The organism is Ruegeria sp. HKCCD7251, assembly GCF_013031165.1.
Lineage (GTDB): Bacteria > Pseudomonadota > Alphaproteobacteria > Rhodobacterales > Rhodobacteraceae > Ruegeria.
In genome coordinates this window covers 322,050-344,685 of sequence record NZ_WPZC01000002.1, presented here as the reverse complement: position 1 = coordinate 344,685, position 22,636 = coordinate 322,050, and the positions used below count along the sequence as shown (strand labels likewise).

19 protein-coding genes are annotated in these 22,636 nt (G+C 58.3%); 15 read left to right on the top strand and 4 right to left on the bottom strand.

Features of this window, described 5'->3' with window-relative positions; translation table 11 throughout:
* Positions 1–65 precede the first annotated feature (65 nt).
* The 7 genes from GOX75_RS07835 to mdoH all read left to right on the top strand — a co-directional run bounded on the left by GOX75_RS07835 (position 66) and on the right by mdoH (position 9,559).
* Positions 66–524: a DUF302 domain-containing protein gene (locus GOX75_RS07835; protein WP_171122027.1), complete on the top strand. Its 459-nt coding sequence runs from the start codon at positions 66–68 to the stop codon at positions 522–524.
* Positions 525–602: 78 nt separating this feature from the next.
* Positions 603–2,222: a thiamine pyrophosphate-binding protein gene (locus GOX75_RS07830; protein WP_171122026.1), complete on the top strand. Its 1,620-nt coding sequence runs from the start codon at positions 603–605 to the stop codon at positions 2,220–2,222.
* A complete protein-coding gene (locus tag GOX75_RS07825; RefSeq protein ID WP_171122025.1) occupies positions 2,209–3,393 on the top strand; it encodes a CaiB/BaiF CoA-transferase family protein in 1,185 nt (394 codons plus the stop codon). Before GOX75_RS07830 ends, GOX75_RS07825 begins: the two co-directional genes overlap by 14 nt.
* Positions 3,394–3,575: 182 nt before the next feature.
* A complete protein-coding gene (locus tag GOX75_RS07820) occupies positions 3,576–4,946 on the top strand; it encodes a tetratricopeptide repeat protein (RefSeq protein ID WP_171122024.1) in 1,371 nt (456 codons plus the stop codon).
* A gap of 34 nt (positions 4,947–4,980) precedes the next feature.
* Positions 4,981–6,198 (top strand): OpgC family protein, encoded by a 1,218-nt coding sequence (locus GOX75_RS07815; RefSeq protein WP_171122023.1) that lies wholly within the window; start codon positions 4,981–4,983, stop codon positions 6,196–6,198.
* Positions 6,195–7,694 carry a glucan biosynthesis protein gene (locus GOX75_RS07810; RefSeq protein ID WP_171122022.1) on the top strand — a complete coding sequence of 500 codons (1,500 nt, stop codon included), beginning with the start codon at positions 6,195–6,197 and terminating at the stop codon, positions 7,692–7,694. Before GOX75_RS07815 ends, GOX75_RS07810 begins: the two co-directional genes overlap by 4 nt.
* Positions 7,691–9,559 carry a glucans biosynthesis glucosyltransferase MdoH gene (gene mdoH / locus GOX75_RS07805; protein ID WP_171122021.1) on the top strand — a complete coding sequence of 623 codons (1,869 nt, stop codon included), beginning with the start codon at positions 7,691–7,693 and terminating at the stop codon, positions 9,557–9,559. Before GOX75_RS07810 ends, mdoH begins: the two co-directional genes overlap by 4 nt.
* Positions 9,560–9,569: 10 nt before the next feature.
* Here mdoH and GOX75_RS07800 read toward each other — a convergent pair whose 3' ends face one another.
* Both GOX75_RS07800 and GOX75_RS07795 read right to left on the bottom strand, forming a co-directional pair.
* Positions 9,570–10,385, bottom strand: coding sequence for a PHB depolymerase family esterase (locus GOX75_RS07800; RefSeq protein ID WP_171122020.1), 816 nt, complete (start codon positions 10,383–10,385; stop codon positions 9,570–9,572).
* 2 nt (positions 10,386–10,387) lie between these two features.
* The gene (locus GOX75_RS07795; protein WP_171122019.1) at positions 10,388–10,855 is read right to left on the bottom strand and encodes a rhodanese-like domain-containing protein; all 468 of its coding nucleotides are present in this window, start codon (positions 10,853–10,855) and stop codon (positions 10,388–10,390) included.
* Positions 10,856–11,077: 222 nt separating this feature from the next.
* On the opposite strand from GOX75_RS07795, the gene GOX75_RS07790 reads away from it, so the two are divergent.
* Genes GOX75_RS07790 through selD form a run of 7 tightly spaced genes read left to right on the top strand, consistent with a single transcriptional unit; the run spans position 11,078 to position 19,169 of the window.
* The gene (locus tag GOX75_RS07790; protein ID WP_171122018.1) at positions 11,078–13,948 is read left to right on the top strand and encodes a monovalent cation/H+ antiporter subunit A; all 2,871 of its coding nucleotides are present in this window, start codon (positions 11,078–11,080) and stop codon (positions 13,946–13,948) included.
* On the top strand, positions 13,948–14,307 hold the full coding sequence (locus tag GOX75_RS07785) for a Na+/H+ antiporter subunit C (RefSeq protein ID WP_171122017.1): 360 nt from the start codon (positions 13,948–13,950) through the stop codon (positions 14,305–14,307). The genes GOX75_RS07790 and GOX75_RS07785 overlap by 1 nt, the downstream gene beginning before the upstream one ends.
* A complete protein-coding gene (locus tag GOX75_RS07780; protein WP_171122016.1) occupies positions 14,304–15,848 on the top strand; it encodes a monovalent cation/H+ antiporter subunit D in 1,545 nt (514 codons plus the stop codon). Before GOX75_RS07785 ends, GOX75_RS07780 begins: the two co-directional genes overlap by 4 nt.
* Positions 15,845–16,345, top strand: coding sequence for a Na+/H+ antiporter subunit E (locus GOX75_RS07775; RefSeq protein ID WP_174825780.1), 501 nt, complete (start codon positions 15,845–15,847; stop codon positions 16,343–16,345). Before GOX75_RS07780 ends, GOX75_RS07775 begins: the two co-directional genes overlap by 4 nt.
* Positions 16,342–16,611 carry a K+/H+ antiporter subunit F gene (locus GOX75_RS07770; protein ID WP_171122015.1) on the top strand — a complete coding sequence of 90 codons (270 nt, stop codon included), beginning with the start codon at positions 16,342–16,344 and terminating at the stop codon, positions 16,609–16,611. The genes GOX75_RS07775 and GOX75_RS07770 overlap by 4 nt, the downstream gene beginning before the upstream one ends.
* 7 nt (positions 16,612–16,618) lie before the next feature.
* A complete protein-coding gene (locus GOX75_RS07765; protein WP_171122014.1) occupies positions 16,619–17,005 on the top strand; it encodes a Na+/H+ antiporter subunit G in 387 nt (128 codons plus the stop codon).
* A gap of 4 nt (positions 17,006–17,009) precedes the next feature.
* The gene (gene selD / locus GOX75_RS07760; protein WP_171122013.1) at positions 17,010–19,169 is read left to right on the top strand and encodes a selenide, water dikinase SelD; all 2,160 of its coding nucleotides are present in this window, start codon (positions 17,010–17,012) and stop codon (positions 19,167–19,169) included.
* Here the strand turns inward: selD and mnmH are convergent.
* Positions 19,160–20,212, bottom strand: a complete 1,053-nt coding sequence (gene mnmH, locus GOX75_RS07755; protein WP_171122012.1) for a tRNA 2-selenouridine(34) synthase MnmH — start codon at positions 20,210–20,212, stop codon at positions 19,160–19,162. The genes selD and mnmH overlap by 10 nt on opposite strands.
* A gap of 44 nt (positions 20,213–20,256) precedes the next feature.
* Positions 20,257–20,922, bottom strand: a complete 666-nt coding sequence (locus GOX75_RS07750; protein ID WP_171122011.1) for an SOS response-associated peptidase — start codon at positions 20,920–20,922, stop codon at positions 20,257–20,259.
* Between the two features lie 54 nt (positions 20,923–20,976).
* Between GOX75_RS07750 and GOX75_RS07745 the strand changes: the two genes are divergently transcribed.
* Positions 20,977–22,629: a sulfotransferase gene (locus tag GOX75_RS07745; protein WP_171122010.1), complete on the top strand. Its 1,653-nt coding sequence runs from the start codon at positions 20,977–20,979 to the stop codon at positions 22,627–22,629.
* The last annotated feature ends 7 nt before the right edge of the window (positions 22,630–22,636 follow it).

Here is a 22,636-nt window from a genome sequence, read left to right as displayed (position 1 = left end):
TATTGCGACCGAAGCCTGTTCTATTTCTTGCAAGACACGTTCGGGTATTTCGTAGGAGACTTATTATGAAAGCTGCTTTGTTTGCGTTGGGGTTCTTGGCCTTGCCTGCCTGGGCAGACGACGCGCCGTCAGGATGGGCCGTTTATCCAACGCAGAAATCCTACGAGGACCTGCTGACAGACACAAAAGCCGCCGTGAAGGAAAACGGGTTGATCGTGGTCACTCAGGCCGGGCCGACACAGGCTGCCGCAGCACGTGGGATCACCATTCCCGGCAACCGGGTCATTGGTGTCTTTAACAATGACTACGCGGTACGCGTTCTTGAAACGTCAGTGAACGCGATGATCGAGGCCCCGATCCGGTTCTATGTGACAGAAAACCCCGATGGCACCGCCACTTTGTCCTACAAGACACCCAGCTTTGTTTTTTCACCCTATCTGCTGGAAGGCGGCGAACCGTTGCGAAACATCGCGGCTGATCTGGATACAAAGTTTCAGTCCATAGCCGAAACCGCAGTCAAATAGTCACACTGGCGTGATCCGCCTTGCGTCCGGGGCCGTCCTCCGCAATCTGCTTTGAAACATATTTTCGGAGCACGACTGATGCAGGACCTTTCGCCCCGCGCTGCGGACCTTCTGGCCGAACGTCTTTATGAGGCCGGGTGCCGCCACGCCTTTGGCATGCCGGGCGGCGAAGTCCTGACACTGGTGGACGCGCTGGAACAGGCCGGGATCACCTTTCACCTGACCAAACACGAAAACGCAGCAGGATTCATGGCTGAGGCTGTGCATCACCGCGACGGCGCGCCTGCAATTCTTGTCGCAACACTCGGCCCCGGAGCGATGAACGGGATCAATGTGGTTGCCAACGCCTTGCAGGACAGGGTGCCCATGATCGTTCTGACCGGGTGCGTCGACGCGGATGAGGCGCTGACCTATACCCATCAGGTCATGGATCACGCGCAGGTCTATCACTCGATCACCAAGGGGACCTTTACGCTCACCGCAAAGGGCGCGGATATCATTGCGGACAAGGCCGTCTCGCTGGCCAACCAGCCCCGCCCCGGTCCGGTGCATATTGATGTGCCCATCTCGGTCGCGGATACATGCGTATCGGGCGTAAAACGCCGCCGACTTACCAAACCCGGTGCGGTCGCGCCCGAAGGGAATTGCATTGAGAAAGCCCGCCGCTGGGTCACCGAGGCCGAACGCCCCATTGCCATTGTCGGGCTTGATGTTCTTTACGATGACTCGCGCAACGTCGTGCAGGCGTTTCTGGAACATTTCGACATTCCATTCGTCACCACCTACAAGGCCAAGGGCGTCGTCCCCGAAGATCACCCCCTGTGCTTGGGTGGCGCGGGTCTGTCACCGTTGGCCGACAAGCATCTGGTGCCGTTGGTTGAACAGGCTGATCTGGTTTTGTGTCTGGGCTATGACCCAATCGAAATGCGCCCCGGCTGGCGCGAGATTTGGGACCCAGATGAAAAGCGGGTCATTGATATCTCGGCCGTGGTTAATGACCACTACATGCATCAGGCCGGGTTGAATTTGGTGGCCGATACAGGCGCGACACTTGAAGCGATTGCCAAGGGCAACCCCGCCCGCAAAACCTGGCCCGGCGGTGAACCGGACAAGGTCAAGTCTACATTGTTACAGGCCTTTCCGGCTGATGATGAGTGGGGACCGGCAGCCGTTATCGCTGAAACACGCGCTGCACTGCCACCGGAAACACTAGCCACGGCAGATAGCGGGGCCCATCGAATCCTTCTCAGCCAGATGTGGGAATGTTCCGAGGAACGCGGGTTGATCCAATCTTCGGCCCTTTGCACGATGGGGTGCGCCGTGCCGATGGCGATCGGTCTAAAACTGGCAGAGCCCGACCGCCCCGTGATCAGCTTTTCGGGGGACGCCGGATTCCTGATGGTCGCCGGAGAGCTTTCGACCGCCGCCGAAATGGGCGGTAACCCCATTTTTCTGGTCTTCGTGGACGCAAGCCTTGCCCTGATCGAGTTGAAACAGCGGCAACGTCAGATGGGAAACAAAGGTGTGGACTTCGACCGACACGATTTTGCGGCAATGGGCCGCGCATTTGGCGGCAGCGGCCACACGGTTCGCACACGTTCCGAATTGCGCGCAGCACTGGACGCAGCGATGAAATCTGACACATTCACTGTGATTGCCGCAGAAATTGACCGTGGAGGCTATGATGGCCGTATCTGAAGGCCCGCTGAAAGGCGTAAAGGTATTGGACCTGTCCCGCATCCTTGCGGGGCCGACTTGCACTCAGCTTCTGGGGGATCTGGGCGCCAACGTGATCAAGATCGAAAACCCAGCAACCAAGGGCGACGACACGCGCCAATGGGGGCCGCCCTATGTGGCGGACGCCGACGGAAACCCCTCGGACCTGAGCGCGTATTTCATGTCGGCCAACCGCAACAAGAAATCCGTCGCCATAGACATCGCTACAGCCGAGGGTCAGGCCGAGATCAAAAGACTGGCCTCATATGCGGATATCCTGATCGAGAACTTCAAACCCGGGGGGCTGGCAAAATACGGGTTGGATTACAAGGCGTTGTCCAAAGACCTTCCCGGCCTCGTCTATTGTTCCATTTCGGGTTATGGGCAGACGGGCCCCAATTCGTCAAAACCCGGCTATGACCTGATGGCGCAAGGCTACGGCGGCATCATGTCCCTGACAGGTGATCCCGAGGGCGCTCCGATGAAAGTGGGTGTGGGCATCGCGGATGTCATGTGCGGGATGTACGCAACTGTTGGCATTCTGGCCGCGCTGCGTCACCGAGACTTGACCGGAGAAGGCCAGCAGATCGACCTTGCGCTTGTGGATGCTCAGATTGCGTGGCTGATCAATGAAGGGGTCAACTACCTGACCTCTGGCGACGTTCCGCAGCGGCGCGGAAACGGCCATCCAAATATCGTGCCTTATGATGTCTATGAAACGTCAGACGGCCACGTCATTCTGGCAGTCGGGAATGACAGCCAGTTCAGGCGTTTCTGCGACTTTGTTGATCGCCCCGAACTGGCCGATGACGCGAGGTTTGCCACGAACCCTTCGCGTCTTGAAAACCGGGATGCGCTGAACGCAATACTTCGCCCCGCCGTTCGATCCGTTGATACTGAAACGGTGATATCCGAGCTTGAAAACCGCAAAGTGCCCGTCGGCCCCGTGCAGACAATGGATCAGGTTTTTGACACCGAACAGGTCGCGGCGCGGCAAATGCAGATTGCAATGCAGGCCGGTCCAGCCGAAGTGAAACTGATCGGAAATCCGCTCAATTTCTCGCGCACACGGGTTACATATCGTGCCGCTCCCCCGGTCTTTGGGGCGGACACACAGGAAGTTCTGAACGCTGAAAATCCGTTCAAAGATTGAAACAGAACGCCGAATTAGGCGGCATGTTGCTGAAACATGCCGTTGAATCGGCGGTTTTTTTCACGTTTTAGGCACACAGCCTTTCACCAATTCGAGAGGTTGGTCGATACTGATACGACGCCGCTAGAGTCTCTGGTAAGTCGAATAGAGCAACATATTCAAAACTGGATCGGACCACGAGCATGAAACAAGACGTTTTCGGACAGATGAACACTCTGAGCCACCCGACAAGCGTCGAAGCATGGAACGGGGTGCTGCTTGGATTCATGGCGCACGCGGCGGTCACCCCGCAGCACCTGGTCGCTGTCCTGGAACTTGAGCCCGACTTTGCGCTGGGTCACGCGGTCAAAGGCTTGTTCATGATCCTCTTGGGGCGGCGCGAGATGATGCCTGTTGCAACCGACGCGCTGGTCTCTGCAAAGGCCGCGATGGAGCGTCAGCCAGTCACAGACCGCGAGCGTCTGTATGTTGATGCATTGGAGCTTTATCTGGCCGATCTGCCTTCGCAGGCTGTACAGAAGTTCGAAGAGGTCCTGCGCGCGCATCCGCAAGATACGCTAGCAATGAAGCTTAGCCATGCCACCCGGTTTATTTTGGGTGACTCCGCCGGGATGCGCCGATCCATCGAAAGGGTGATGCCCGCGTATGAACCTGATCACGCGGGGCGCGGCTATCTGCTGGGCTGCCACTCTTTCGCGCTGGAAGAAACGGGCGCCTATGAAAAAGCCGAGATCGCAGGTCGTCAGGCCTTGTGGATGGCCTCCGACGATGCATGGGGCCTGCACGCCGTCGCACATGTGCATGAGATGACAGGCAATGCACAACTGGGTCTGGACTGGTTGGCCGGGCGCGAGGACGCCTGGACCCATTGCAACAACTTCCGCTACCACGTCTGGTGGCACAAGGCGCTGATGCATCTGGATCTGGGTCAGGTCGATCAGGTGATGGAGTTGTATGACAACTATATCCGTCAGGACAAAACCGACGACTACCGCGACATCTCGAACGCCACCTCTCTGTTATCGCGGCTTGAGCTTGAGGGCGTCAATGTTGGCAACCGCTGGGAAGAACTGGCCGATCTCAGCGCCGCGCGAACCGAGGATGGCTGCCTGATCTTCGCCGATCTGCACTATTTGCTGGCCCTCACTGGCGACAAGCGCCCCGAGGCCACCGGCAAGATGCTGCAACGCATCCAGAAAGACGCCCAGCGCAATCAGGGTGACACCCCGATCCGCATGTCCGATCCGGGGATCGCGGCGGCCAAGGGGCTGGAAGCCTTCGGCGAGGGGCTTTATGGTCAAGCCTTTGATTTCCTGTCCAATGCACGTGACGGAATGCAATTGGCAGGTGGCAGTCACGCGCAACGTGATGTATTCGAGCGCATCACAATTGATTCCGGCCTGCGCGCCGGGCGTTTAGATGCAGTCGAGCGCATTCTGGATGACCGCCGCGCAAAACGGGCCGGTGGCGAGGACAATTACGCCCTTGCGCGCCGCGCATTGATCGACGCGGCCCGCGATGATCGGGATGCACAAAGCGTTCCGGCTGAATAACAAAAACAAAAGACCAAAGAAGGACAGAACACGTATGGCGACAGCATCGCCCGCTTCTGATTTTGCGCCTGTGGCGGCCAAGGCAGCCGCCCCTGCCCGCGTGCGCGACCCGCGCCTGGATTTCTATCGCGGCATCGCGATGTTTATCATCCTGATCGCCCATATCCCAAACGACCCCTGGGCCAAGTGGATTCCCGCGCGGTTCGGGTTCTCGGACGCAACCGAGATTTTTGTGTTCTGCTCGGGCATGGCCTCGGCCATCGCATTTGGCGGTGCTTTTTTGCGCAAAGGCTGGTGGATGGGCACGGCGCGTGTCGCCTTCCGCATCTGGCAGGTATACTGGGCGCATATCTGCCTGTTCTTCTTCGTGGCCATGTCGATGGCTGCACTGGATCAGACCGGGCTTTTCGAGAAAACCTACATCTCGTCCCTGAACCTGCAGCATTTCTTCAATGACCCGGCCCCGCAAATGGTAGGGTTGTTCACGCTGACTTACGTGCCGAACTACTTTGACATTCTGCCGATGTATCTGGTGGTTCTGGCCCTTATGCCCGTGTTCATGGGCTTGTATCGGGTTGGATTTTGGGCCGTTGCCGCCACGTCCATAGCGATCTGGCTCATTGCACAGACGGGTGCGCTGGCCCTGCCCGCCGAACCGTGGTCGGAACGGGAGTGGTTTTTCAACCCCTTTGGATGGCAGTTGCTGTTCTTCACTGGCTTTGCCTTCATGAGAGGCTGGATTCCTGCCCCGCCTGTGTCGAAAACGTTGATCTGGGCAGCGGCGCTATTCCTGATCCTGTCAATGCCTTTCGGGTCCTGGAAAGTGTTTATGTGGATCAATGCGGCAGCCCCTGACCTTGCCGACGAAATCCGCAAAGTCTGGCCCGTCACCAAGGAATTCCGCGACAAAACGGAATTCGGCCTCTTCCGTTACATTCACTTCCTGTCGCTAGCCTATCTGGGCTGGGTCGTCGCCGGTGAGCATGGTCACCGCCTGATCGCGACCGGGCACGGAGCTGCCGCGCGGGTCTGGCAGTTCCTGTTGACCGTCATCACCAAAGTTGGGCAGCAGTCACTGGCTGTCTTCGTATTTTCAATGGCAGCAGCACGACTTATCGGCGTCGGACTGGACCTGAGTGGGCGGGATGTTGCCAGCGTGTTTGCCGCAAACATGATTGGCTTTGCCATGATCATCGGCGTCGCTTACACGGCCGCGTGGTTTAAGTCACAACCTTGGAAGTCGAAAAAATGAATTTCACACGTCGCGCATTTCTGGCCTCAACCTCGGCGCTTGCAATCGCCCCGGCGACCTTTGCGGTAGGTGGTGAAGTTCCATTTCAGCGCGAAGACGTGATCGCGCTTGCCCGTGATCTGGCCAGTCGGCCATTTGCGGAACGGGAAATGGTCCCGCAGGAATGGCAGGACCTGACCTATCAGCAATACCGCTCGATCCGGTTCCGTCTAGATCGCGCGCTGTGGTACGAAACCGAAACGCCGTTTAACGTCGATTTCTTCACACCCGGCCTTTACTTCCCCCGCACTGTCAAAGTGGCCACGGTCGAGGGTGGCATGGCCACGCCGGTCGCTTTTGACCTGTCGATGTTCGACAAGTCCGAAGACGTGCCACAACTGCCCATCGACGATACGCTGGGCTTTTCTGGCCTGCGCCTGCGGACCGAAATGCACCGCCCCGGCGAGACAGACGAGTTCTGCGTCTGGCAAGGGGCCAGCTATTTTCGCGCCATTGGCCTGCACGAGGTTTACGGCCTGTCCGCGCGCGGACTTGCCCTGAAAACCGGCGACCCGGATGGCGAGGAGTTCCCGGAATTCATCCGCTTTTGGCTGGAACGCCCTGAACCCGGCCAGCGCAACATGGTTGTGCACGCCCTGATGGACAGCCCCAGCGTGACCGGTGCCTATCGGTTCAACGTCACCGCCGGTGCGGATTGCGTGATGGATGTCGAAGCTACGCTGTTCCCGCGCGAGGACCTGACTCACGTGGGGATCGCACCGGGCACGTCGATGTTCCTGTTCGATCAAACCAACCACAGCCGCTTTGACGACTTCCGCCCCGCCGTCCACGACAGCGACGGGCTATTGATCCGCAACGGCGCCGGCGAGGTACTGTGGCGGCCATTGGCCAACCCTACCCGTTTGCAGATTTCCTCTTTCGTCGACATGAACCCGCGTGGTTTCGGCCTGATGCAGCGCAAGCGGGAATTCTCGGACTATGCCGATCTTGAGGCCAATTACCACAAACGTCCCAGCCTGTGGGTTGAACCAAACGGCGACTGGGGCAAGGGCACGGTGACGCTGGTTGAAATTCCGGCCGATCAAGAGATTTATGACAACATCGTAGCCTATTGGCGGCCAATGGAGCCGTACACGGCAGGCAGTCAGGTCGACCTGTCCTATCGCCTGATCTGGGGCGAAGAACCACAGCGGACCCCAATGCCGCGCGTGATCAACACGGCGATGGGGGACAACACCTTTGGCGACGGCCGTCTGGCTGTCATCGACTTTGAGCCAAGCGAATTGTTCGATGATCCCGAGGCGATGACCATCTTCGTGGACTCGCCCCATGCCGAAACCTCGGATGGTGTATTGCAGCGTAACCCCGATACGGGTGGGTTGCGGCTGGCATTCTCGTTCCAACCCGGTGAACGCAACCACGTCGAACTGCGTGCGCAATTGTTGAAAGACAAACAACCGGCCTCAGAGGTCTGGCTGTACCGTTGGACCATATGAGCAGCGATTTGCATATCATGCCGCCTGAGACCCCTTTGGCGATGCCAGCGCAGAATTTCCGCGCAGGGTTCCGCGATGCACAAGTCCCGGGCGGCCAGCGTCCTTCGGCTGGCTTCTGGCGTGCGCTTGTGTTCTCGCCCGCAATGGTTGCGACGCTGGGCTTGCTATGGGTGATGGCGGACTGGTTTGCGGCCGAAGGGATCAATCTGGTGGAAGGTATCCTTCTAACCCTAATTTCCTTTAATTTCTTCTGGATCGCTTTCACGGTCTGCACTGTATTGCTGGGCATGGTGTCGCTGTCCCGGCAAGAACCGCCGCGACGGCAAGATCGCGCGCAGCCGCTGCGCGTTGCTCTGCTGATGCCTGTCTATAACGAGGTTCCGTGGAATGTTCTGGGGAATGCCCGGACGATGCTGGAAGACCTGCGCGCGCAAGGTGGTCAGCATCACTATGGCATGTTCATCTTGTCCGACACCCGCGATCCCGAAATTGCCGCGCAGGAACAAGCCAGTATCGAAGCGTTGCGCACCACGCTCGCGCCGGGGTTGGAACTCTATTACCGTCGGCGTGAACAGAACACGGACCGCAAGGTCGGAAACATTGCCGATTGGGTCAGTCGCTGGGGTGCTGATTGGGACGCGATGCTGGTGCTGGACGCAGACAGCCTGATGACGGGCCACGCAATCCTGCGCCTGACCGACTCGTTGGCGCGCGACCCCGGCGCGGGCCTGATCCAGAGCTATCCTCAATTGATCGGCGCGCAGTCGGTTTTTGCCCGCATGCAACAATTCGCCAATGGGGTTTACGGTATCGCCTTTGCCGAAGGGCTGGCCCGCTGGTGCGGGCAAGAGGGCAACTATTGGGGTCACAACGCCATTATCCGCACCAAGGCTTTTGCCAATTGTGCGGGTCTGCCAAAACTACGGACGCTCAGCGGTCAGGAAAAGCTGATCATGAGCCACGACTTCGTCGAGGCTGGGCTAATGCGCCGCGCCGGATGGGGCGTGCGGTTCCTGCCGCGCATCCGTGGATCTTACGAAGAAACCCCGCCGACGCTGATTGATCACGCATTGCGGGACAGGCGCTGGTGCCAGGGCAACCTGCAGCACCTGAAATTGTTGGATTCTGCCGGGTTCCGGGCCGTATCGCGGTTCCACATGTTCCACGGTGCTGTTGGATACCTGATGTCACCGCTTTGGTTCGCGTTACTGGTCATGTGGGCGCTTATCGGTCAGGGCGAAGACGCGTCGGTTCTGCATTATTTCAGCCCCGATAACCCTCTGTTCCCGCAGTGGCCTGAAATGTCGGAAACCCGTCACGTCCTGATTATCTTGGTCATGTACGCCATGCTACTGGCCCCCAAAGTGCTTGGCGTTCTGGCACTGCCCCTAAGCGGTATGCGCTATTCCGAGTTTGGTGGCGGTTCCAAGTTCCTGACCTCTTTTCTGGTCGAGGTGGTCCTGTCCATCCTCTATGCTCCGATCCTTATGGTGCAGCAGATGATCGCCGTTTTCCGTACAGCGTTTGGTGTGCAAAAAGGCTGGTCCCCACAGGCGCGCGATGGCGGCAGCTATGGGCTGCGTACATTGATCCTGTGCCATGCGCTGGAAACCATCAGCGGCGTCGCCCTGAGTGTTGGCATTCTGTCGGGCCTCGTGTCGATCTGGCTGGCTCCGATTGCCATTAGCCTGGCGTTTGCCATTCCGTTATCGGCGCTCAGCGGTGTTTCATCTGCACCCGCGCGCCGTATGCTCGGGATGAAAGAAGATATTCAGGAACCTGCGATCACCAGATCGGCCCGCCGGCACCGGGATGAATTGAAGCGTCTGATCGAGGGCAAGGGCGTCATGACGCCTGCCGAATAAGGCGCTTTGGTCAGCCCCCCGGCAGGCCTTCATACCAGTCAACCATCATATCGGACCACCCCTTGGGCACATTGTGACCCCCGGGGAAAAGCGCGAATTCCAACGCGCTGCCATCGGCGCAACCACTCCAGTGACGGCGCATGAATTCGCCGGTTGTGGAAAAGCCGGTTGGCTTGGTGTCTGCGCATTCGTTGGCTATGCGCCATATTTCCAACCCGGCAAAAATATCGCCCTGATGAAAGCGGCCTCCGCCAAGGATGCGGCCTTCCAGCGGGACGACATTGTCGGTCCAGCCATGCGTGTGAAACATGCGCACCGGTCCCTCGCAACTTTGGGGATGGGGCCGCCAAAACCCGCCGGATACCGGCACATAGGCCGAGAATGTCTCGGGCGCAGCGCATGCCAGATAGTAGACCATGAAGGCCCCGGCCGAAAACCCACCCAGAACCACGCGGTCGGCATCAACACCAAACCGGTCCGAGGCGTTCTGCACCACTTCGGTCAGGAATGCGGTCTCGTCCCTGCCTTCCCATCCGGGGAAAAAATTCCAGCTTTGGCGTCCGTTTCGCTCTGACCCTTCGGGGGCCATGACCGCATAGCCTCGGGCCAGTAGAGGGTCGACCATCCTGCGGTTTTTCAAAGTCCCCGTTGCGGTGCCGCCATAGCCGTGCAGAAAAACCACCAGCGGCGGGTTTTCGGCCTGTGGCAGTTCGATGTGGTACCCACCCGAGGCCGTTTCGCACATCCCGTCCTGATCAGCACAGGCGGCAAGGCCGGTCTGACCCGCAAGCGAAAGGCCAAGTGCCAATGTCACCGTTCGGATCATAGCTATTCCTTTTCGTAGTCAACCAAAGGCAGGCCCGTACGCAGCCAGCCCGGACCCGCAGCGGACCCAAGCATACCTTCGGGAACGTCGATAATGTTCTCAAACCCGGCCTCACTTAGGCGGTTACTCAGCCGGGCTGACCGGACACCACGCGCGCAGATCAAAGCGATTGCCGTGGTCTTGTCGCCGTCGGTCAATTGATCCAATACCTCGACAAAATCCTCCCGGCGCATGTCCAGCGTTGCCGCCCCTTCTCCGACGCCTGTCGCCGCCCATTCCCGTGGCGTGCGGATATCAAGCAACAATATCTCACCTGATACAGCCTGTTGGTGCGCGTCCCGAACCCCAAGCTGCCCACCCGCGTAAACAGGAGGGATCAGCCGGTATTCGCGGACCGCCAACCCTATTGCCACGACGCCGACCGTGCCAAGCACGACCAATCTGCGTGTTCTAGCTGTTTCACCTGCCACGTCGCATACTCCTAAACCGGCAAGACGGGTTTATCACAGTCCCAGTTTCAATTCCGCGCCGAAAATAGACGCGCCAATCAAGATCGCGTCATTTTCCCGCACAAAACTTCGCCCTGAATGCAGGGGTAGGACAAAGTGCAAAACTTGCAATAGCTGGACAGTCGGAAATATTTCCTTACAAAATCAGTACTAATTTTGACCGCCCAGACCGGAGTATCGCACTTGTCCCTATTCCTCATCGCGGCCCTTCCCTTTCTCGGCGCTGTGTTTCCAGCCCTTCTTATCAGGGCGGGACGAAACGCAGCTGCATCCGCCGCGGGGCTGACCACGTTTCTGGCCTTGATGGGTTTGCTCATCCACATCCCGTCGGTCATGCGGGGGGATGTCGTGACCGCTCGGTTTGATTGGATTCCCAGCCTTGGGCTGAACGCCAATTTCATGCTGGACGGTCTTGGTTTTCTGTTTGCCCTGCTGATCCTGGGCATCGGTCTGCTGATCATTCTCTACGCCCGGTTCTACCTGTCACGCGAAGATCCGATGGGGCAGTTCTACACGTACCTGCTGCTGTTTCAGGGCGCGATGGTCGGTATCGTTTTGTCGGACAACATCCTTCTTCTACTTATTTTCTGGGAACTTACGTCGCTGAGCTCATTCTTACTGATCGGCTATTGGAAACACCTTCCCGAAGGGCGCCAAGGGGCCAGAATGGCACTGGCGGTAACGGGGTCAGGCGGGCTCGCCATGATCGCGGGGATGCTGATCCTTGGCAATATCGTCGGCTCCTACGACCTGAGCGTCATTCTTCAGAACAAAGAACTGATCCAGTCGTCGCCGCACTATCTGCTTGCGCTGATCCTGATCCTGTTGGGGTGTTTCACCAAGTCGGCCCAATTCCCGTTTCACTTCTGGTTGCCCCATGCGATGGCTGCACCGACACCGGTTTCGGCTTACCTGCACTCTGCCACAATGGTGAAGGCCGGGCTTTTCCTGATGGCGCGAATGTGGCCGGTTCTGGCCGGAACAGATGCGTGGTTCTATATTGTCGCGACAACAGGGTTGGTCACGATGCTGATCGGTGCCTGCATCGCTCTGTTCAAAGATGACCTGAAGGCGCTGCTGGCGTTTTCAACGGTGTCACATCTGGGGCTGGTGACGATGTTGCTGGGCTTTGGCACCAAGTTCGCAGCCGTCGCAGCCGTGTTCCACATCATCAACCACGCGACCTTCAAGGCCGCGCTATTCATGACCGCAGGCATTGTCGATCACGAGACGGGAACCCGCGACATCAAGCGGCTTGGCGGTCTGCGAAAGCTTATGCCGATAACCTTCACCATCGGAGCGATTGCAGCACTGTCAATGGCAGGGCTACCGCCCCTGAACGGCTTCTTGTCCAAGGAGATGATGCTGGAAGAAACCGTTCACACCACTTGGTTGAACTCACACTACCTGGTGCCGGGTCTTGCTTTGCTGGCGGCGCTGTTTTCTGCCGCATATTCATTCCGCTTCGTCAGCCATGTGTTTCTTGGCCCACAGCGGAGCGATTACCCGGCCCATCCACATGATCCTCCGGTCGGGCTATGGCTGGCCCCGGCTTTCCTTGTGGTGCTTGTTGTGCTGATTGGCCTGTATTCTGCGGCCATTGTAGGGCCACTGGTCGCCGTTGTATCCAGCGCGGTGATTGGTGGCGAGAAACTGCCCTACTACTCGCTGAAGCTGTGGCACGGCTTTACGCCTGCGTTTTACATGTCCGTTGTTGCAACGCTGGGCGGTCTGTTCCTGCTGGCCCTTCACCGCCGGGGCGAGCAGCTTTGGAACGCCCTTCCCCGCCCCGAGGCCAAAGCGATCTTTGACTATGTCATTGGCGCATTCACGGTGTTCAGCAGGTGGGTCACAGACGCGCTGCATAATGGTGTGATCAGCCGGTACGCCATAATCCTGATCGCCTTCACGCTCGGACTGGGATACTATGCGTATTCGACCGGGTCGCTGGGGGTCGCGACACGCGAAGCCCTGCCTGCGCCACTCATTCCGTTCATCGGTTGGATCTGTCTGGTGGGTGCGACGCTGGCGATTATGTGGTTCCACCGTAACCGGTTGCTGTCGCTGGTCCTGATTGGAGTCGTTGGACTGATCGTTTCAATGGCGTTCAACTACCTCTCGGCTCCGGATTTGGCCCTGACGCAGATCTCGGTCGAAGTGGTGACCATGATCCTTCTGCTGCTGTCGCTGAACTTTCTGCCTACGGATACACCATGGGACAGCAGCGCAACGCGGCGTTGGCGGGACGCGGCTATTTCAGTCGTCGCAGGGCTGGGTACTGGCGCGTTGATCTATGCGCTCATGCTGCGTGACTTTGCGTTTCCAACCATTTCCGAGTTCCACCTTGCCAACTCGTACAAAGGAGGCGGAGGCACCAACGTCGTCAACGTGATTCTGGTCGACTTCCGGGGTTTTGATACCTTTGGTGAAATCATTGTGCTGGGGATTGCTGCCCTGATCATCTTTGCGCTGACAGAATCCGTATTGGGGACGAATGTCCGCAGCTATCTGCTGAACCGCAAACCGCACTGGCCACAATCGGGTGATTCACACCCTCTCATGATGGTGGTCGTGACGCGCATGATGATGCCAATTGCGTTGATGGTGGGGGCCTATATCTTTTTCCGCGGCCACAACCAGCCCGGAGGCGGCTTTATCGCCGGACTGATCGTCGCCATCGCCTACCTGATGCAATACATGGCCAGCGGATACACTTGGGCCATTGAACGGCAGCGGTTCTATTATCACGGCACAATCGGCTGGGGTGTCCTGATCGCAGCCGCAACGGGTCTGGGTGCGTGGTTCAACGAACGCCCCTTCCTGACCAGCGACTTCGGCTATCTGCACTGGCCACCGCTGGAAGAGTTCGAATGGGCCACGGCGATGCTTTTCGACACAGGCGTTTTCCTGGCGGTTCTGGGCGCTGTCATGCTGGCTTTGGACAGTCTGTCACGGTTTGCCTGGCAGCCCGGAATGGCGCAGGAATTCCCGATGGATATCAACCCGCTGCGGGATAATCCCCCGGAAGAAGAACAAGAAAAGGAGCAAGCCTGATGGAAGCGCTTGTCGCCTCAGCCGTTGGCATCATGACCGCCGCCGGGATTTTCCTGATCCTGCGCCGTAGAACCTTTCCGGTTATTCTGGGCCTGTCCTTGCTGACCTACGCCGTGAATGTATTCCTGTTCGCCACCGGACGGCTGGCGCTGAACGCTCCTGCTGTCCTGAACAAATACGAAGACGTTCCCTATACCGATCCGCTGCCACAGGCGCTGGTTCTGACGGCCATCGTGATCTCGTTCGGGATGACGGCGGTGATCGTCATGATCTCATTGTCGGCGTACCTGTCGTCCAGAGATGACCACATCGACATGACCGCGCAAGACAGCGTGGATGCGCCGGGAGAAGACGCATGAACCACTGGATCGTAGCGCCGGTCGTCCTTCCTGCGATCCTGGCCCCGTTTATTATCATGGTCCTGCGGTATCATCTGGACCTGCAACGCATCTTCTCGGTCGCCGGGGTTGTTGGTCTGCTGGGGATTGCCCTGACCATTACTGCACAGGCGGCGGGAGGAGACATTCAGGTTTATGAACTGGGCGACTGGCCCGCGCCGTTCGGTATTGTTCTGGTTCTGGACCGACTGTCGGCCATGATGGTACTGCTGACCGCCCTGCTGGCGCTGCCGATTGTGCTGTATGCCATCGCCTCGGGCTGGGACGACCGGGGCAAACATTTCCATGCCTTGTTCCACTTTCAATTGATGGGTGTGTGCGGCGCATTCCTGACTGGCGACGCCTTCAACCTGTTTGTTTTCTTCGAGGTTCTGCTGATCGCCTCTTACGGCCTGATGACCCATGGCGGCGGGGCGGTGCGTCTGAAGGCAGGCGTGCAATACGTCGCTTATAACCTGCTGGGATCAACCCTGTTCCTGTTCGCACTGGGAACGCTTTATGCTGTGACCGGTACGCTAAACATGGCGGACATGGCTGTACGCGTGGCCGAGCTACCGGCCGACGACACGGCCCTGCTGCGGGTCGGCGCGGTGCTGTTGCTGTTGGTGTTCTGTATCAAGGCCGCGGTATTGCCTCTGCATTTCTGGCTACCCGCCAGCTACGCAAACGCCCCTCTGCCTGTCGCAGCACTGTTTGCCATCATGACCAAGGTCGGGGCCTATTCGATCCTGCGGATGTACACGCTGGGCTTCGGCCCCGAGGTAGAAGCGACGCAAGGACTGGTAGGCGCATGGCTACAACCGGCTGCTCTGGTGACGCTTGCGGTGGGCACGATCGGCATCCTTGGCGCGCAGCATATCGCGCGGATGGTGGCCTTTTGCGCCATCGCATCGATGGGAACGCTGCTGGTTGCCATTTCGCTGTTCACAGAAACCGCTACAACTGCGGCGCTGTACTATATCTACCATTCGACCCTAGCGACCGCCCTGCTGTTCCTGGTGGCGGATCTGGTGATGGAACGTCGCGGCGGAGCGATTGCCCCCACGCGCCCAATGCCGCAGAGCGGGTTGATTTCAGCCCTGTTCTTTGTCGGGGCCATCGCGTTGGCAGGGATGCCGCCGCTATCCGGCTTTGTCGGCAAATTGTTGGTTCTGGACGCCGCGCGGGATGCACGGGACGCAAACGCAATCTGGGCCGTAATCCTGATCGGCTCATTCGTCACGATTGTCGGGCTGGCGCGGGCCGGGTCGCTGATCTTTTGGAAAAGTCATGGCGCCCAGCACAACCCAGAAGCGGACCAAGAAAACGAAGACGGGGTTGACGCAGTTCCGGCGCCAGAACCGCAACCCGGTCTTGCCTTCACTGCCGTCTTTACGCTTGTTCTTGGCCTTGTCATGCTGACGTTATTCGCTGGTCCTGCATTGCAATACGCCAACAGCACGGCCCAGCAGTTGTTTACCCCGGAAGACTATATCTCAGCCGTTTTGGGAGGCGAAGAATGATAAGACTCCTGCGCCGGATATTTCCGCACCCTCATCTGACGTTTCTTTTGACGGTTGTGTGGGTTCTGCTGGCGAACGAACCTTCGCTGAACTCGTTGGTCTTCGGCCTGATTTTAGGGATCATCATCCCATTCGTCACGCAACCCTACTGGCCGGATCGCCCGAAACTGCGGAATTGGCCCATGGTCGTAGAGTATATTCTGGTCGTACTTTGGGATATCGTCGTGGCCAATGTCACCGTCGCCCGGATCATCCTGTTCAAACGCGATGCAGACCGCCAACCCAATTGGATCAGCGTACCGCTGGAACTACGCACGCCCGAGGCCATAACCGTTCTGGCCGGCACCATTACAATGACACCGGGCACGGTCAGCAGCGATCTGTCAGCGCAAGGTCATTGCCTTTTGGTTCATTGCCTGGACGCCCCCGACCCCGATGCGGTGCGGGATCAAATCAAGCAGCGCTATGAACGCCGGCTCAAGGAGATTTTCGAATGATCGACTACGCCATCTGGTTTGCCTTTGCGTGCTTCGGAACCGCCATCATGATGTGCCTTTGGCGGATCATCACAGCAGACGGCGTCGGCACCCGTGTGCTGGCGTTGGATACGATGGTGATCAACACCATCGCCCTTCTGATCCTGTATGGCTTATCCCTGGGGACCGAGATCTTTTTCGAATCCGCCATGATCATTGCCATGCTGGGCTTCGTCTCAACCGTTGCTTACGCGCGTTTCATGTTGCGCGGCAATATTATCGAGTGAGGGCGGCATGGCATTCATTTTCGAGTTTTTGATCGCCTTCTTTCTAGTCGTCTCGGGGATTTTCGGGTTCGTGGGCTCTTACGGGATGATCAAACTGAAAGACCCGATGTCGCGCCTTCATGCGCCGACCAAAGCTACGACTCTGGGGGTGGGCGGCGTTCTTGTGGCTTCGATCATCCATTCAGTTCTGATTGAAAATCATCTGTCCCTGCATGAGCTGCTGATCACGTTGTTCTTGTTCCTGACAGCCCCGATCACGGCCCTGTTCATTGCAAAGTGGCACATTCACCGCCATGAAAAACCCGAGAACCTGCCAGACGCGGGCGAGGACGGGCTTTGGGCCACCCACGCCGTCGAACAGGTCGAAGACGTACCGGACCATACGGCGAACTAGCGATATGAATACACCTCCGCTGCCCCTGACCCGCGATCTGGTTCTTATTGGCGGCGGTCACACCCACGCATTGCTGCTGCGGAAATGGGGGATGGACCCGCTGCCGGGCGCTCGGGTCACGGTGATCAACCCCGGCCCGACCGCACCGTATTCGGGCATGCTGCCGGGGTTTGTCGCCGGGCATTATGACAGGCACGAGCTGAATATCGATCTGGTCAAGCTGGCCCGGTTCGCAGGTGCGCGCATCGTTCTAGGGGCCGTGGATGGAATCGACCTGAATGACCGACATGTGCATGTGCCCGGACGCCCTCCGATCACGTTTGACCTGGCTTCGGTCAACGTGGGCATCACCTCGGACATGCCACGACTTGAGGGCTTCGCCGAACACGCGACCCCAGCCAAACCGCTGGGGCCATTTGCAGCCAAATGGGGCGATTTTGTCGACCAAAGCGGCCCTGCTGCGGTGGTCGTTATTGGCGGCGGTATTGCGGGCGTCGAATTGGTCATGGCAATGGCCCATGCCCTGAAGTCCAGAAACCGACCCGCGCAGGTCACGTTGATCGACAATGCCCAAGCCCTGACCGCAACGCAGGTCAAAGCCGCATCGACGATAAGGCGCTCGATGTCCGGCCTTGGCATTGAAGTCATCGAAGGCGCGACCATCACGCGGATTGCAAACGATCATGTGCTGCTTGAGGACGGGCGTCAGATTCCGGCGAACTTTGTAACCGGTGCCGCCGGTGCCCGCGCCCATGAGTGGATCGCGCAGATAGGGCTGGATTTGAAAGACGGCTTTATTCAGGTCGACGGGCACCTTCAATCCAGTGACCCGGCTGTCTTTGCCGCCGGGGATTGCGCGCATCTGACCGAAAGCCCAAGACCCAAGGCAGGCGTCTATGCAGTAAGAGAAGCCCCCATTCTGTTCAATAACTTGCGCGCAGCCCTTGGCGCGGGAAAACTGCGCCGGTATGTCCCGCAAAAGGACTACCTGAAACTGGTGTCTTTGGGCGGAAAGTCCGCGCTGGCCGAACGTCTGGGCACCTCGTTCAGTGGTGCGTTGATGTGGAAATGGAAGGACCACATCGACCAGACATTCATGAACAAATTCCGCAACCTGCCTCAGATGACACAACCTGCGCTGCCCCGCGACCACGCCGCTGGGATGGAAAGCGCGGTCGGTGACAAACCTATGTGCGGGGGGTGCGGCGCAAAGATTGGGCGGGGCGCGTTACGGGAAGCCCTGCGCAACCTGCCCCAACCCGATCGCGCAGATGTGACGCCGTTGCCCAATGACGACGCCGCCCTTCTGCTAACCGGAAACGCACGGCAGGTCATGACATCGGATCACCTTCGCGGTTTCACACTCGACCCGGTCCTGATGACTCGGATCGCCGCCGTGCACGCCCTTGGTGATATCTGGGCGATGGGAGCTGCACCGCAAGCTGCAACGGCCACAATCATTTTGCCCCGGATGTCCCCGGACTTGCAGCACCGCACGATGGTCGAGGTCATGACGACGGCTAACGACGTTATCCGTTCAGCCGGAGCTGAAATTGTAGGTGGCCACAGTTCCATGGGGGACGAATTGACCATCGGCTTCACCTTGACCGGCCTGTGTGAGCGCGACCCGATCACGCTTGCCGGTGCACGCACCGGTGATGCCCTGATCCTGACCAAACCATTGGGCAGCGGTATCCTGATGGCCGCTGAAATGGCTGGCGCGGCGGACGGAGCGTGGGTCTCAAAGGCATTTCAACAGATGGTCCAGCCGCAGGATGCAGCTTCGCGCATTCTGGCCGACGCCCATGCCATGACGGACGTAACCGGGTTTGGCCTCGCAGGGCATCTTTTGGGTATCTGCGAAGCTTCAGGCTGCGGGGCGACCCTTGATCCCGATGCAATCCCGATCATGACCGGCGCACTTGAACTGAGCGAAGGCGGCGTCAGATCCACGCTGTTCAATGACAATCGCGCGCTGGCGCCCGAATTGCCCTCCGGCGGCAAGATCGACTTGCTGTTCGACCCGCAAACCGCCGGGGGCTTATTGGCTGCCGTTTCCCCGGATCACGCTCATCAAACCTGTACGACGCTACGTGAGGCGGGATACCCCGCAGTTTTTATTGGCCAAATGACCGACACACCCGGCCTGCGCCTTCAAAGCTGATCCAAAACCTGTTGGACCTGTGCCGCCGCACTGTCCAATCCCGCGTCGTCCAACCTAGGAACATCGACATGGGCGATGACCGGCGCTTTGCGCGCCCGGCTGGACTTGGCATAAGCCGGGTCATAGTGCTGCTCCATCAAGGCTCGGGTCAGTGCCTTCTTGTCGCCTGCGTCGATCAACGACACCCACCCATCCACAATATCGTGGCCCCGGTGAAACCGGAGCGCAGACAGCCGATCCCGCAACCGGTCACTATCTGACAACACGTCGTCATAGGCCGACGCCAGATAGGCCGAGCGTGCCTCAATCGGGGCAGCGATCTGAATACGGGACGCGTTTCGAAGCGCGGACCAGATGGTTGGAGGCAAGATCAACGATCCGATTTTCGAAGACTCCGCTTCCACCACCACCAGACGGGCGGGATCCAGCAGGCACAAACGGGCTGCCAACGCGGATTCGAAGGCCTTCTGGCTGGGCTGTCCTCCGGGCATTTCACCCAGCAATGACCCCCGGTGATTTGCCAGCCCTTCAAGATCAAGCACCTGAACGCCACACGCGCCGAGCTTGGCCAGCAATTCGGTCTTTGCGGTACCCGTATACCCGTCCAGCGCAATCAATCGGTGGGGCAACGGGTCATCATACAGGTAACGGTTCACCAACCTGCGATAGGTGCGATAGCCGCCCTCGACAACTTCGGCGCGCCAGCCGATTTGCTGCAGCATCCAAGTAAACGACCCTGACCTCTGCCCGCCGCGCCAGCAATATACCAAGGGCTTCCACCCTCCTTCGTGGTGGGACAGGCTGCGTTCGATATGATTAGCCGCGTTCCGAAACACCAATGCCGCGCCCAGCTTTCGCGCCAGAAAGGGGCTTTGCTGAACGTATATCGTGCCGACTCTTGCGCGTTCTTCATTGTCCAACACCGGCAGGTTTATTGCACCGGGCAAATGATCTTCGGCAAATTCCGCAGGGCTGCGCACGTCGATCACCGTGTCAAATCCATGCGCATAGAGTTCGGGCAGGTTGGAAAATTTCAGAACCATGTCAGCGGTCTAACCCGCCCTGCCCGGTTTGGAAAGAACAGCGATCACGCATCGACAGGCTCAATCAGGTCAGGACCAGATGCCCGGTTGGAATTCACCACCGGATCCACCCGGTGAAAACTAAGAACACCTTCGGCCCCCGGTTGCATCAATCGCGCGGCCCCTTTTCCAGTTTCACCCAACCACAAGGGCCAGTTGTTTTGCTCAAGTATCAGGGGCATTCGGTGATGGATCGCGCTCAGGTGTTTGTTGGCAGGCGTTGTGACGATTGCGCAGGTCCCTTGCCGCGCGCCCTCGCCCCCCCAATCTTGCCAGACTCCAGCAAAGGCAATGGGCGCGCCATCATTACGTTGAATGTACCAAGGCAGCCGATCACCCTGGTCCGTCTTGGTCCATTCGTAAAACCCGGTGGCCACGATCAGGCACCGCCGCTCGCGGCAAGCTGCACGAAAGGCGGGCTTCTCGGCCAATGTTTCTGCCCGCGCGTTGATCAGCAAGGGACCCGCGGTTTCCGTCTTGTACCAATGCGGCAGAAACCCCCATCGCAGAGGGTCCAGCGTGCGGCCGTTTTCTCCGGCCCGTACCACATGCACCTGATTTGTCGGGCAAACATTAAAGTTGGGCACGGCAGGCAACGTATTAGCAGGCCGAGCTGCAAAAAGCTGCGCCATAGCGTCGTTGGGAAGAGTTATTGCAAACCGTCCGCACATGGGTAATGAACCATCAACAGTATTTCCTACAGGCACAGGTTCTCACGGGGTCATATGCAAAATCAAACAGCAAGTTCCCTGAAAAGTAAGGCGCTGTCGGCCCTGGACGCAGGCAAGCTGCAGCAAGCATTGAAAAAAGCACAGTTGGGCCTCAAGAAGTTCCCAAAAGACACGGATTTTCACGCCATTTCCGGCTTTGTCCTGACCGAGATGAAGCAGTATCGAAAGTCGATACCACATTTCGTCGAAGCCTCGCGGATGAAACCGGACGATCCGCAATTTGTCGAAAACCTTGCCAACGCACTGATGCAAACCGGTCAAATTCCCAAGGCGCTGGAATTTGCTGAACAAAAGCTTGAGAAGTTCCCCAACAACAAGGAACTGACCCGCGTCATCGACGAAATCCAGCAAAAGGGAAGCAACTGGCGTCTGATCATCGACTATACTTCCAGAAAGCTGGCCTCGGACCCGGATAACCCCGGTCTTTTGTCGGCGCGTGCACGAGCCTATGGGCGCATCTCGTTTGTCGAAGACAGCGCGCGCGATATTACCCGGGCTTATGCACTGGACCCTGAAAATCACAATGTTGCGTTTCAGATGGCCGTTAACCTGCATCAAAGCGGCGACAAGACGGGGTCGAAGGAAATTATGCAGCGGATTCTGACCGAAGAGCCCGGGCATGTGGCGACGCTGTTCCAACTTTCAACCATGGCGAACGCGGAAACCGCGCCAGACCTGATGCCAGCGGTTGAAGCCGCCCGCAAATCAAATGAGCATGAACTTTCAGAGTTGGAATTCGCCAAGGCCGAGCTGATCTCAAAGACAGAAGGGTTGGGCGCCGCGCTTCCTCAATTTGCGCGGGCCAATGCAGTCCAGCACGAAGCAAACCCGTATGATTTCCAAGCAGAAGAAGAAAAGCTGACGCAGATCACGGACCTGTTCCCCATTGGGGTCGATCCGGTCATGGCTGACCTTTCGGAATCCCCCAAACCCATTTTCGTTCTGGGCCAGCCCCGTTCCGGCACCACGTTGATGGAAATGATGCTGAGTTCTGACCCCAAAATCGCGGGGTGCGGAGAGCTTACGATTACCGGCGACCTGTCTCAGGCCCATTTGAAAACCGGTAAACGGTTCGGCGAAAAAGAGGCGGCGGAATTTGCACGGGAATTCCGCAAGTTGATGCCTCCAATCCCCCACGACTCCGCCGCGTTTGTCGATAAGATGCCGCACAACTTTCAGCGCGCGGGTTTCCTTCTGTCGGCCTTCCCCAATGCCAAAGTCATCAACATGCTGCGCGATCCGCGCGACGTTGGTCTGTCCAAATGGATCAGAAGGTTCCCTGCTGGCGGGATGCGCTATGCCTCAAACCTTGAAGCAATTGCCCACACAGCGAACCTGTACCGCCGCTATATGACGCATTGGACCGCTGTGTTTGGCGACAGAATTCTGACAGTTCCTTACGAAAAGCTGGTCGCCGATCCCAAGACGTACAGCCAACAGGTTGCCGAATTCTGTGACATCAAATGGTCCGAAACCATGATGCACCCGGAAAAGAACACCAAACAGGTCAGAACGGCCAGTATCGACCAAGTGCGCAAGAAAATCTCGACCAAGTCCATTGGCGGTTGGCGCGACGTTTCAGAGCATCTTCAACCGATGCTGCAAGGGTTCGAACCGGAACTTTGGCCGGAATACGATTTCAGCTAACGGGTCC

Excerpts from the sequence above, each read along its gene's own strand:
- mdoH (WP_171122021.1), top strand. The coding sequence starts at position 7,691 with ATGAGCAGCGATTTGCATATCATGCCGCCTGAGACCCCTTTGGCGATG.
- selD (WP_171122013.1), top strand. The coding sequence starts at position 17,010 with ATGAATACACCTCCGCTGCCCCTGACCCGCGATCTGGTTCTTATTGGC.
- GOX75_RS07770 (WP_171122015.1), top strand. The coding sequence starts at position 16,342 with ATGATCGACTACGCCATCTGGTTTGCCTTTGCGTGCTTCGGAACCGCC.
- GOX75_RS07830 (WP_171122026.1), top strand. The coding sequence starts at position 603 with ATGCAGGACCTTTCGCCCCGCGCTGCGGACCTTCTGGCCGAACGTCTT.
- GOX75_RS07780 (WP_171122016.1), top strand. The coding sequence starts at position 14,304 with ATGAACCACTGGATCGTAGCGCCGGTCGTCCTTCCTGCGATCCTGGCC.
- GOX75_RS07825 (WP_171122025.1), top strand. The coding sequence starts at position 2,209 with ATGGCCGTATCTGAAGGCCCGCTGAAAGGCGTAAAGGTATTGGACCTG.
- GOX75_RS07745 (WP_171122010.1), top strand. The coding sequence starts at position 20,977 with ATGCAAAATCAAACAGCAAGTTCCCTGAAAAGTAAGGCGCTGTCGGCC.
- mnmH (WP_171122012.1), bottom strand. The coding sequence starts at position 20,212 with ATGGTTCTGAAATTTTCCAACCTGCCCGAACTCTATGCGCATGGATTT.
- GOX75_RS07815 (WP_171122023.1), top strand. The coding sequence starts at position 4,981 with ATGGCGACAGCATCGCCCGCTTCTGATTTTGCGCCTGTGGCGGCCAAG.
- GOX75_RS07750 (WP_171122011.1), bottom strand. The coding sequence starts at position 20,922 with ATGTGCGGACGGTTTGCAATAACTCTTCCCAACGACGCTATGGCGCAG.
- GOX75_RS07810 (WP_171122022.1), top strand. The coding sequence starts at position 6,195 with ATGAATTTCACACGTCGCGCATTTCTGGCCTCAACCTCGGCGCTTGCA.
- GOX75_RS07800 (WP_171122020.1), bottom strand. The coding sequence starts at position 10,385 with ATGATCCGAACGGTGACATTGGCACTTGGCCTTTCGCTTGCGGGTCAG.
- GOX75_RS07835 (WP_171122027.1), top strand. The coding sequence starts at position 66 with ATGAAAGCTGCTTTGTTTGCGTTGGGGTTCTTGGCCTTGCCTGCCTGG.
- GOX75_RS07765 (WP_171122014.1), top strand. The coding sequence starts at position 16,619 with ATGGCATTCATTTTCGAGTTTTTGATCGCCTTCTTTCTAGTCGTCTCG.
- GOX75_RS07820 (WP_171122024.1), top strand. The coding sequence starts at position 3,576 with ATGAAACAAGACGTTTTCGGACAGATGAACACTCTGAGCCACCCGACA.
- GOX75_RS07775 (WP_174825780.1), top strand. The coding sequence starts at position 15,845 with ATGATAAGACTCCTGCGCCGGATATTTCCGCACCCTCATCTGACGTTT.
- GOX75_RS07785 (WP_171122017.1), top strand. The coding sequence starts at position 13,948 with ATGGAAGCGCTTGTCGCCTCAGCCGTTGGCATCATGACCGCCGCCGGG.